An 11402-nucleotide genomic window follows, 5' to 3' on the forward strand; every position below is an offset into this window, starting at 1 on the left:
CGGCCGGATCGACAATGAGTCACCCAAGCGATCATCGACGCCGAACCTAACGGCAACCAGCCGAACCGATCACCACAGACATAGAAGCGTCTTGCGGTTTCTGTCGCGGCATAAGCCGCAAAAGTGACGTAGCGCCAACCGAAAATGCAAGATCGGCGGGGCTGGGAACGGGGGGCCGTTTCGCGTTGTCCGATAGGCGTGAGAGTTGCGACGTTGGAGTTGTGGGTGAGCCGGGAACGCGGGCCCACGTGCGAGACTAGGTAACCATGAGCGACCCACGGATCACCTCGTCGATCTTCACCCGCGGCGCGGTCGACCTCAGCACGCTGCGTGGCCCCGCACCAGCCGGTACCCGCCCCGGCGCACCCCCGCAGGGCGGCCCGTCCGCCGGCACGCCGGGTGCACCGACCGCCGACAACGCCTCCATCGTCGACGTCACCGAAGCGACCATCCAGTCCGCGGTGCTCGAGCAGTCGATGGCCATGCCCGTCATCGTCTTCTTCGGCGCGGCCGGCTTCCCGGAGAGCGACGAGTTCGCCCCGGTGCTCGAGCGGCTGGCCGCCGAGGGCGGCGGCACCTGGTTGCTGGCCCGGGTCGACGTGCAGGAGAACCCGCGGATCGCCCAGATGTTCCGGGTCCAGGGCGTCCCGACGGTCTACGCGGTCGTCGGCGGCCAGCCGATCGACGCCTTCTCCGGTGTGGTGCCCGAGGCCCAGCTCCGCCAGTGGATCCAGGCCGTTCTCAAGGCCGGCGGCGTGACCGTCGCCGAGCCGGAGGACCCGCGCCTCGACGAGGCGGACGACGCGCTCATGAGCGGCGACCTAGACGCCGCCGAGCAGGCGTACCGCAAGATCCTCGCCGACGCCCCCGCGGACGCCGCGGCCACGGCGGGCCTCGCCCAGGTCGGCGTGGCACGCCGGGTGGCGGGCGCCGACCCGGCCGCCGCCCTGGCCGCCGCCGAGAGCGCCCCCGACGACGTCGCGGCCCAACTGCTGGCCGCCGACATCGAGGTGCTCAGCGGGCTGGCCGAGCAGGCGTACGCCCGCCTCGTCGGTCTGGTCCGGCGCACCGCCGGCGAGGACCGCGAGACGGTCCGCCAGCACCTGGTGTCGCTCTTCTCCATCGCCGGCCCGGACGATCCGGCGGTCGCCTCGGCCCGCAGGGCACTGGCCAGCGCCCTGTTCTGAGTTCGCAGCACGACTGTGCATGCGTAGTACGCCAGCGCGGGCCGGCGTTCGCCGGCCCGCCCGACCACCGGGGACGGGAGCTCATGATGCGCCGGATCGCCGTCCTCGACGCGCCGACAAACCTCGGCCTGCGACCGCCGACGTCCACCTCCGTGCCGGGCTGCGCCAAGGCGCCCGGCGCGCTGCGCGACCACGACCTGCTGGCCCGGCTGCGGGCCCGCGACGCCGGGTGCCTCACCGCACCCCGGTACGACCCCGGTGACTGGCGGCCCGGGGACGGTGTGTGCCACGCCCGGGAGATCGCCGACTACTCGCTCGCGCTCGCCGAGCGGATCGGCTCGATCATCGACCGGGGCGAGTTCCCGGTGGTGCTGGGTGGCGACTGTTCGGTGCTGCTCGGTTCCGCGCTCGCCATGCACCGCCTCGGTGAGGCGGTCGGCGGGCGGATCGGACTGGTCTTCGTCGACGGGCACTCCGACTTCCGGCACCCCGGCAACGCCTCCTACGTCGGCGCGGCCGCCGGGGAGGACCTGGCCCTGGTCACCGGGCGCGGGCAGGCCGACCTGGCCGCGTTGGAGGGTCGCCGGCCCTACTTCCGCGACATCGACGTGGTGGTGTTGGGCATCCGTGCGCAGGACGAGTACCGCCTCGACCTCCAGGCCGCCGGCATCACCACCCGCCCGGTCCCCGCGCTGCGCGCCGAGGGCGCCGCCCGGACGGCCCAGTGGGCACACGAGCAGCTCGCCGACTGCGCGGGCTACTGGGTACACATCGACGTCGACGTCCTCGATCCGGCGGTGATGCCGGCCGTCGACGCCCCCGACCCCGGCGGCATCGCCTTCGCCGAGCTGGAGATCCTGCTCGCCGGCCTGGTCGACACGCCACACTGCCTCGGCGTCGAACTGACCGTCTTCGACCCCGACTACGACCCGGACGGCTCGTACGCCGCCGAGATCGTCAACACCGTGGTCGCCGGTCTGGCGCCCGTCAGCGCCCCGGAGGCGATGCCGCCGCGGCTGCTGTCGCCCCGGCCCACGCCCGCCGCGCGTCGTGCCACCGAGCGGACGGCCGCCGGCCGGTCCGACCGTGCCGAGCGCAATGGCGGGTCGGCCGGGCTTGATCATGCCGCACGGGTCCCGGAATCTGCCGGCCCTGATCGCGGTGCGGGCACCGTCGCGGGCGCTGCCCGGTTCGATGAGTTCGACGGCGAGGGCCTCGACGAGGACGACACCCTCGGCGCGGCCTCTCCCGGCCTCGGCTCCTCCCGCATTCCGCTGTCGAGGAGTGAGGCGGCCGACAAGGTCCCGGCGGAGGCCGAGCCATCCGTGATCCGCGACCGGTCCCCGTCCGAGCCGTCGGGTCTCGCGGCGCAGATCGCGGGCACGGGCGAGTCGTCGGGTCTCGCGGCGCAGATCGCGGCCAGGATTGAGCCGCCGGGTCCCGCGGCCTCCGTCGAGCCGTCGGGCCTCGCGGCGCAGATCGCGGCCTCGGTCGAGCCGTCGGGTCTTGCGGCGCAGATCGCGGGCACGGGCGAGTCGTCGGGTCTCGCGGCGCAGATCGCGGGCACGGTCGAGCCGTCGGGCCTCGCGGCGCAGATCGCGGGCACGGGCGAGCGCGAGCCGGTCGGTCCGCCGGCGTCGGCCGGCCCGGGTCTGCTGCGGCGGCCCTCCCCGCCGGCCCAGAACGCACCCGAAGGGCCCCAGGCCGACACCGCCTGACCCGCTCGCGGCCACCCGACCCGTGATCCACTCGGTGTCAGCGAAACCGGGGTGTCCGGACGGCTTGGACGCCCCGGTTTCAGCGAAACCGAGTGGATCAAGGCCCGGACCGGGTGGTTCAGGAGGTGGGCAGGGCGCGGAGGAAGCGTTCGGCGATCGGGACGGCCGAGGCGGTGCTGGCGCCGCCCTTCTCCACGAACACGGCGAACGCGACGTCACCCCGCCAACCCACAAACCAGGCGTGCGTGTGGGCCGGGTTGTCGTCGAACTCGGCGGTGCCGGTCTTGCCGTACACCTCGCCGCCCGGAACGTCCTTGAGCGCGCTGGCGGTGCCGGCGGTGACCACCTCGCGCATCATCGTGCGCAGCGCCGTGACGGACTCGGGCTTGAGCTGCTCGCCGGGCGGGGCCGGCTTGGCCGGCGCGGGGTCGACCAGCAGTTTCGGCTGCTCGAAGCGGCCCCGGGCGACGGCTGCGGTGGCACCGGCCATGGCCAGGGGGCTGACCAGCGTGGTGCCCTGGCCGAACGACGCGGCGGCCTGCTCGGCGGGGCTGCCGCCGGTGGAGACCTTGCCGGTGAAGGCATCGACGCCGAGGTCCCACTGCCCCTCCAGCCCCAGGGACCGGCCGGCGGCGGCCAGCCCGTCGCCGCCGAGCTTCGGCGCCAGCGAGGCGAAGGCAGTGTTGCAGGACTTCGCGAAGTCGGTGCGGAAGGGCACCGAGCCCAACTCGAAGTTGTCCGAGTTCTTGAAGGAGCGGCCGTCGACGGTGAAGGTCTTCTTGCACTCCACCGGGCCGTCCAGAGTGACCGCGCCCCGGTCCAGCAGGCCCAGCGCACTCACCATCTTGAAGGTGGAGCCCGGCGGCACCTGTGCGCTGAACGCCAGGTTCTCGCCGGCCGGGCCGGGACCGTTCGCGGCGGCGAGTACCGCGCCGTCGCTGACCCGTACCGCGACCAGCGCGGAGCGGCGCGGCTCCGCGCGCAGTGCCCCGTCGGCCGCGTTCTGGGTGGCCACGTCCAGGGTGGTCTTCAGCGCCTGGCCCGGCTGGGGTTCGCGGCGGAACAACTCGGTGCCGGTGGGCGCGAGCTTGCCATCCTCGGTGGGCCGCTCGACCAGGACGGTCAGCCCGGGGGCGCCGCGCAACCGCTCGTCGTAGCGGCCCTGCAGGCCACCGTGTCCGACGAGGTCGCCAGCGACGTACCTGTCGGGGTGGGCGGTGAGGTCGTCGGCCTGCGCCTGGTCGACACTGCCGAGCAGCGCGCGGGCGAACTCCCGGGTGGGTGCGAGGTCGAGCTTGTCGGAGATGAACTTGGTGCCGGGCAGGTCGTAGATGCGAGGTTTGATCTGCTTGTACGCGTCCTCGCGCAGCGTCACCACCTCGACGAACGCTCCCGGGTCGGCCTCGGCGACCCGCTTGGGCAGGTCGGCCAGGTCGACGCCGGGGACCAGAGCCGGACGGATCGCCTTGAAGGCGGCGTCGAGATCCTTGACCAGCTTCTTGATGTCGGTGACCTGGTTGGGCTGCACGCCCACCCGCACGATCGGGCGCGGTGACACGATCGGCGTGCCCGCCGCGTCCAGTACGCCGGCACGCGGGCCGGCATCGCGGCGCAGCGCCAGCCGGTCGCCCCTGGTGAGCTGCTCGTGCAGGACCCGCGGCTCCCACATCACCCGCCACTGGTCGTCGTCGCCCTGGATGAGCCGCAGCTCCCGGTCGTACGTCCAGTGGGTCTGGCCCGGCAGCGTCCAGTCCACCCGGATGGTGGTGGTCGCGATGTTCTTGGTGATCTTCGGCTCGCCCTGCCGGGTCAGCGTGGGCGGGGTCGTCGCCAGCTCGCCGGACAGCTCCTTGATCTCCTTGCTCACCTCGGCCGCCGGTGTCTTCGCGCCGGTCGAGTCGACCATGGCGACCGCCTGCAGGTCGCCGCTGCGCCAACCGGCGAGGAAGGCGTCGGCGCTGCGCTCCGGGCCGTCGTCTCCCGAGCACGCCGCCAGCACACCGGCGGTGAGCAGGGACGCGGTGAGCGCGGCCACCCGGCGGGCGCGGTTCGACCGGTTTGGGCGGGGGTAGGACAAGGTCATGAAGCGGTCCTTCCGATCTCGTGCTGCCCTGCACGGTAGTACGCGAGCGCTGTGCCCAACGTCCCGGGAAGTCCTCGACGTGCGGAAAGACGGACCGAGCCGGTGTGATGAACATCGCGCGGCGGGGTATCCCGCAACCGGCCAACCTCGGACCCGCAACGGGTGAAAGGACGAAGTCCCGATCCGGACGTCCCGCCAGTGGTCCGCCGACGATGGCGGCAAACGGCAGGCCTAGGCTGGGCGGCAGAGTGACCCACAACGCGGTGGGTCGAGGGGAGTGGCACCGATGGACCGGCGTCCGGCGATCAAACCGGAACCCGACCTCCGACCGGATGACTCCGGGCGGGACGAGGACAGCTTCGATTCGGCGACCGACGGGGACGGCTACGGCCGGCTCGACACCGGCGTCACAGGGCTGACCGGGTCGAGCATCGACACCATCTACGATCTGGGTCTGCCGACCGAGGCGTTGACCGACGACGTGGAGGACGCGGAGCTCGACGAACCCGTACCCAACGCGGAGCGGCTGGTGGCCCAGGCCGTCGCGCTCGCCGGGGACGACCATGACGCGGCGACCCTGGTCGGCCGTTTCTGGCGGTTCGCCCCGGACGAGGAGCTGGTCGGCTTCACGGCGGAGGAGATGCTCGACGCGGCCCGGGCGCACCGGGACCTCGCGCAGCAGCGGGTGCCCGGCGAGTTGAAGTTGCGGATCCACGAGCCGCACGCCGACCAGCACCACACCGTCGTCGAGATCGTCACCGACGACATGCCGTTCCTGGTCGACTCGGTGACCGCGCTGCTCAACTCGTACCACCTGGACGTACACCTGCTGGTGCACCCGCTGGTGGTGGTCCGACGTGAGCCGCTGGGCCAGCTCACCGAGGTTTCGGCGGACGTGGAGCCGGACGACGCGATCGCCGGTGACATCGTCGAGAGCTGGATGCGGATCGAGATCGACCCGGTCCGGGACGCGGCCGAGCGGGACCGGTTGCGGCGCGAGCTGCAACGGGTGCTCACCGACGTACGGGAGGCCGTGGAGGACTGGCCGAAGATGCGTCAGCGGGCCCTCGCGCTCGCCGACGAGCTGGCCTCGGCCCGTACCTCGGACAACCGCCCGCCCGTGCCGGAGAAGGACATCACCGACTCGGTGGAGCTGCTGCGCTGGCTCGCGCACGACCACTTCACGTTCCTCGGCTACCGCGAGTACCGCCTGGTCGACGCCCCCGACGGAAACCCCGCGGACCCGGTGGACGGCAAGGCCCTCGAAGCGGTGCTCGGCACCGGGCTGGGCATCCTGCGCTCGGACTCCCCGGATGCCCGGTCGCTGGCCTCGATGACGCCCGAGGCACACGAGAAGGTGCTGGAGAAGCGCCTCCTCATCATCACCAAGGCCAACTCGCGGGCCACCGTGCACCGCTCGGCGTACCTGGACTACATCGGCTTCAAGATCTTCAACGAGGCCGGCGAGGTCATCGGCGAGCGGCGTTTCCTGGGGCTGTTTTCCACCGCCGCGTACCGGACCAGCGTCCGGGAGCTGCCCGTGGTGCGACGCAAGGTCGCCGAGGTGCTCGACCGTTCCGGCCTGAGCCGGCGCAGCCACTCGGGCAAGGACCTGCTCCAGATCCTGGAGACCTACCCGCGCGACGAGCTGTTCCAGATCAAGACCGACGACCTGTACCACGCGGTGATCGGCGTGCTGCGGATGGCGGGTCGCCGGCAGTTGCGGGTGTTCCTGCGCCGCGACGCGTACGGGCGGTTCATCTCCTGTCTGATCTACCTGCCCCGCGACCGGTTCACGACGCAGAACCGGCTGCGCATGCAGGACATCCTGCTGCGCGAGCTGAACGGTGTCGGGGTGGACTACACGACCCGGGTCACCGAGTCGATGCTTGCCCGGATCCACTTCATCGTCCGTACCGATCCGACCCGGCCGCCCGGCGAGATCGACGCCGACCTGTTGGCCGAGGAGTTGGCCGACGCGACCCGGCTCTGGGACGACGACTACCGGCTGGTGCTGGAGCGCAAGCTCGGCGACGAGCAGGCCAAGCACCTGTTCGCCCGGTACGCCGACGCGTTCCCGGAGGGCTACAAGGACGGGCACACGCCGTACGAGGCGATGAAGGACCTGGCCAAGCTGGAGCTGCTGGAGGAGCCCGGCCAGCTCGAGATGCACCTGTTCCGCAAGCAGCTCGCGCCCCGGCCGGGCACCCGCGTGCCGGGCGCCGATCTGCCCGACGACATGAACGTGCGGTTCAAGGTCTACCGGTACGGGGAGCCGATGATGCTCTCCGCCGTGCTGCCCGTGCTGCACTCGCTCGGCGTACGGGTGGTCGACGAGCACCCGTACGAGGTGGACCGGATCGACGGTCGGGTCTACCTGTACGACTTCGGCCTGATGCTGCCCGAGGGGCACCACGAGCTGGCCGAGGTCCGTCCGCACGTGGAGAACGCGTTCGCGGCGGCCTGGCGCGGCGAGGCCGAGGTGGACCGGTTCAACGAGCTGGTGCTGCGCGCCGGACTGACCTGGCGGCAGGTGGTGGTGCTGCGGGCGTACGCCAAGTACCTGCGGCAGGCCGGCACGGTCTTCTCGCAGGACTACATGGAGCAGACCTTCATCGCGTACCCGAAGCTCGCCAGCCTGTTGGTGGAGCTGTTCGAGACCCGGTTCGCGCCGGGTGACCTGAGCGCCGAGCAGCGGCAGCAGCGCAGCGGCGAGCTGGTGGAGACGATCCGGGGCGCGCTCGACGACGTGGCGAGCCTCGACCAGGACCGGATCCTGCGCTCGTACCTGACGCTGATCGAGGCGACCCTGCGGACCAGCTTCTACCAGAAGCCGGTCGGGGGGCGGCCGAAGGCGTACGTGGCGTTCAAGCTGGATCCGCAGGCCATCCCGGACCTGCCGGCGCCCCGACCGAAGTTCGAGATCTTCGTGTACTCGCCCCGGTTCGAGGGCGTGCATCTGCGGTTCGGGCCGGTGGCCCGGGGCGGGTTGCGCTGGTCCGACCGTCGGGAGGACTTCCGGACCGAGGTGCTGGGCCTGGTCAAGGCGCAGATGGTGAAGAACACGGTGATCGTGCCGGTGGGCGCCAAGGGCGGCTTCGTGCTGAAGCAGAAGCCGGGAGACCGGGACGAGGCGGTCGCCTGCTACCAGGAGTTCGTCGGCGCGATGCTCGACGTCACCGACAACATCGTCAGTGGGCAGATCGTGCCGCCCGACGACGTGGTCCGGCACGACGGCGACGACCCGTACCTGGTGGTCGCGGCGGACAAGGGCACGGCGACGTTCTCGGACATCGCCAACGAGATCTCGCTGGCGCACAACTTCTGGATGGGCGACGCGTTCGCCTCCGGCGGTTCGGCCGGGTATGACCACAAGAAGATGGGCATCACCGCCCGTGGCGCCTGGGAGTCCGTGAAGCGGCACTTCCGCGAGCTGGGCCTGGACACCCAGACCCAGGACTTCACGGTGGTGGGCGTCGGCGACATGTCCGGCGACGTGTTCGGTAACGGGATGCTGCTCTCCGAGCACATCCGGCTGGTGGCCGCGTTCGACCACCGGCACATCTTCCTGGACCCCGACCCGGACGCCGCCACCTCGTACGCGGAGCGGCGACGGATCTTCGACCTGCCCCGCTCCTCCTGGGAGGACTACAACCCGGAGCTGATCTCGGCCGGGGGCGGCATCTTCCCGCGTACCGCGAAGTCGATTCCGATCACGCCGCAGGTCCGGGCGGCGATCGGCCTCGACGACGACGTCACGCAGATCTCGCCGCAGGACCTGATGAAGGCGATCGTCACCGCCCCGGTGGACCTGTTCTGGAACGGCGGCATCGGCACGTACGTCAAGGCCTCCACCCAGACCAACGCCGAGGTGGGCGACAAGTCCAACGACGCGATCCGGGTGGACGGGCGGAGCCTGCGCTGCCGGGTGGCGGGCGAGGGCGGCAACCTGGGCTGGACCCAGCTCGGTCGGATCGAGTACGCGTTGACCGGTGGTCGGATCTACACCGACTTCATCGACAACGCGGCCGGTGTGGACACCTCCGACCACGAGGTGAACATCAAGATCCTGCTGAACACCGCGGTGGCCGACGGCGAGCTGACCACCGCCGAGCGGGACGAGCTGTTGGCCGGGATGACCGACGAGGTCGCCGAGCTGGTGCTGCGCGACAACTACGACCAGGCTCGGGCGATCAACAACGCCCAGGCGCAGGCGGCGTCGCTGCTCCCGGTGCACCGTCGGATGATCAACGAGTTGGAGCGGTCCGGCGCGTTGGACCGGTCGCTGGAGGCGTTGCCGCCGGACGAGGAGCTGGCGGTACGCAGCGAGTCCGGGCTGACCGCGCCGGAGTTCGCCGTGCTGCTCGCGTACGTGAAGATCGTCCTTGAGCGGGAGATCCTCACCGACGGGTTGGCCGACGAGGAGTGGACGTCCGAGGTTCTGGTCAACTACTTCCCGACGCCGATGCGTGAGCGGTTCGCCGACCGGATGGGCCGGCACCGTCTGCGGCGCGACATCGTCACCACCGTGCTGGTCAACGAGGCGATCAACCGGGGCGGTATCTCGTTCGTTTTCCGGGTCGTCGAGGAGACCGCCGCCAGCGCCGCCGACGTGATCCGGGCGTACGTGGTGGTCCGTGAGGTGTTCGGGCTGCGTGACCTCTGGGACGCGGTGGAGGCGCTGGACAACAAGGTCTCGCCGGAGTTGCAGACCAGCGTGTACCTGGACACCCGTCGGTTGCTCGACCGGGCCGTGCGCTGGCTGGTCACCAACCGGCGCTCGCCGATCGACGTGCCCACCGAGATCGCCCGGCTGCGCGACGGGGTGGCCCGGCTCCTGCCGGGTCTGGAGGAGCTGTTCTACGGCGGCGAGCGGCAGGCCATCGCGGCGCACATCGACTCGATGACCGAGCGTGGGCTGCCCCGCGACCTGGCGGAGCAGGCGACCAGGCTGATGTACAGCTTCGGCCTGCTGGACGTGGTGGAGACGGCGACCCGCACCCGACGGGACGTCGGCGAGGTGGCCTCGGTCTACTTCGTGCTCTCCGACCTGTTCCGGGTGGATTCGCTGCTGTCGAAGATCTCCCTGCTGCCACGGGAGGACCGCTGGCAGACCCTCGCGCGGATGGCGCTGCGCTACGACCTGTACGCCGCGTTGGCCGCGCTCACCGCCGAGGTTCTCGACTCCACCGGGGACGAGTTGCCGCCGCACGAGCGGGTGCAGCAGTGGGAGCAGTCGAACGCCACGTCGATCCACCGGGCCCGCCAGGCGATGGGGGAGTTCGACGAGTCGCGGGCCGATCTCGCTGCCCTGTCCGTGCTGCTGCGCCAGATCCGCACCCTGGTGCGGACCTCCGCCGCCGCCTGAGTCGCTACGCCGGACGCGGTCCGGCCGGTCGGGTCACCCCGACCGGCCGGACCGCTTCGTGTACGGGTTGGTCATGCCGCCAGGGTGGCGAAGACGACCACGTTGTCGGGGTAGCTGCGCACGGTCTCGTCGAACTGACCGCCGCACGTCACCACCCGCAGGCCAGGCCGGTCGTTCGGCCCGTACACCAACTCGGTGGGGAAGGCCGTCTTCGGGTACGACTTCACCGAGTCGACCCGGAACGTCGCCGGCTGACCATCCGCCCGCCGCACGGTGATCATGTCACCGGGCACGAGCGCGCCGAGGTCGAAGAAGACGGCCGGGCCGAGCTTCGCCGAGTCCACGTGCCCGACGATGACCGCGTTACCGATCTCACCGGGGCTGGCGCCCGGCTCGTACCAACCGGCCTGGTCGGCCTGCTCCAGCGGGGGGACCTGGACGGTGCCGTCCGGGTTGGTGCCCAGCGACATGATCGTCGCGTCGACGCCGATCCGGGGGATCTCGATGGTGGTCGGAGCGGACCGGGTCAGAGCGGTCGGCGCGGCTCCGCCGTCGACGGGTGGGATGTCGCTGTCGGGGACCGCCGACCCGGTGACCTCGGGGCCGGCCTGGGCCAGCGGCTGTGGGGGTCGGGGAGCGGGCGTGGTCTGCAACGAGGCGCCGATCATGCCGGCGCCGATCATGGCGAGGGTGACGACGACGGCCGCGCCGGCGGCACGCCACGGTCTCCCGTGACGGCCGCCGGCCGGTGTCGCCGTCACGTCAGGCGAGCGAACCATCGGTCCGCCGACGACGCATCAGCACGATCCCGCCGAGCGCGGCAGCGCCGAGCAGGCTCGCGCCGCCGGTGGCCAGGCCACGGTCGGTGCCGGTGCTGACGCCGCCGTCACCACCGTCGACCCCGCCGTGGGGCAGGACGACCAGTTCGCCCTCGCCGCACGAGCCCTTGAGCTCGTAGCGACCCGGCTTGGCGTCCTTGTCGACCTTGGCCTCGCCGTAGTAGACGAACTCACGCTCGTCGTCGCGGCCGCCCTTGTCCCAGCCCT

4 protein-coding genes and 2 pseudogenes are annotated in these 11402 nt (G+C 71.5%); 3 read left to right on the forward strand and 3 right to left on the reverse strand.

Annotated features, from left to right (window positions below; translation table 11 throughout):
• Positions 1–266 precede the first annotated feature (266 nt).
• Positions 267–1187, forward strand: coding sequence for a tetratricopeptide repeat protein (locus ABZ272_RS24110; protein ID WP_355052186.1), 921 nt, complete (start codon positions 267–269; stop codon positions 1185–1187).
• Positions 1188–1270: 83 nt separating this feature from the next.
• A pseudogene (locus ABZ272_RS24115) lies at positions 1271–2251 on the forward strand (arginase family protein); the annotation flags it as partial.
• 772 nt (positions 2252–3023) lie between these two features.
• Here the strand turns inward: ABZ272_RS24115 and ABZ272_RS24120 are convergent.
• Positions 3024–4988, reverse strand: a complete 1965-nt coding sequence (locus ABZ272_RS24120; RefSeq protein WP_355052187.1) for a penicillin-binding transpeptidase domain-containing protein — start codon at positions 4986–4988, stop codon at positions 3024–3026.
• Between the two features lie 286 nt (positions 4989–5274).
• Between ABZ272_RS24120 and ABZ272_RS24125 the strand changes: the two genes are divergently transcribed.
• Positions 5275–10356: an NAD-glutamate dehydrogenase gene (locus ABZ272_RS24125; RefSeq protein ID WP_355052188.1), complete on the forward strand. Its 5082-nt coding sequence runs from the start codon at positions 5275–5277 to the stop codon at positions 10354–10356.
• A gap of 71 nt (positions 10357–10427) precedes the next feature.
• Here ABZ272_RS24125 and ABZ272_RS24130 read toward each other — a convergent pair whose 3' ends face one another.
• Together ABZ272_RS24130 and ABZ272_RS24135 are read right to left on the reverse strand one after the other, a co-directional pair.
• Complete coding sequence (locus tag ABZ272_RS24130) at positions 10428–11117, reverse strand: class F sortase (protein ID WP_355052189.1); 690 nt, start codon at positions 11115–11117, stop codon at positions 10428–10430.
• A gap of 1 nt (position 11118) precedes the next feature.
• Positions 11119–11402, reverse strand: a pseudogene (locus ABZ272_RS24135) (hypothetical protein); the annotation flags it as partial.

This window comes from Micromonospora sp. NPDC005979 (assembly GCF_040614415.1).
Lineage (GTDB): Bacteria > Actinomycetota > Actinomycetes > Mycobacteriales > Micromonosporaceae > Micromonospora.

Bases quoted from the DNA above. Each gene is read 5' to 3' on its own strand.
- ABZ272_RS24110 (WP_355052186.1), top strand. From the start codon at position 267: ATGAGCGACCCACGGATCACCTCGTCGATCTTCACCCGCGGCGCGGTC.
- ABZ272_RS24120 (WP_355052187.1), bottom strand. From the start codon at position 4,988: ATGACCTTGTCCTACCCCCGCCCAAACCGGTCGAACCGCGCCCGCCGG.
- ABZ272_RS24125 (WP_355052188.1), top strand. From the start codon at position 5,275: ATGGACCGGCGTCCGGCGATCAAACCGGAACCCGACCTCCGACCGGAT.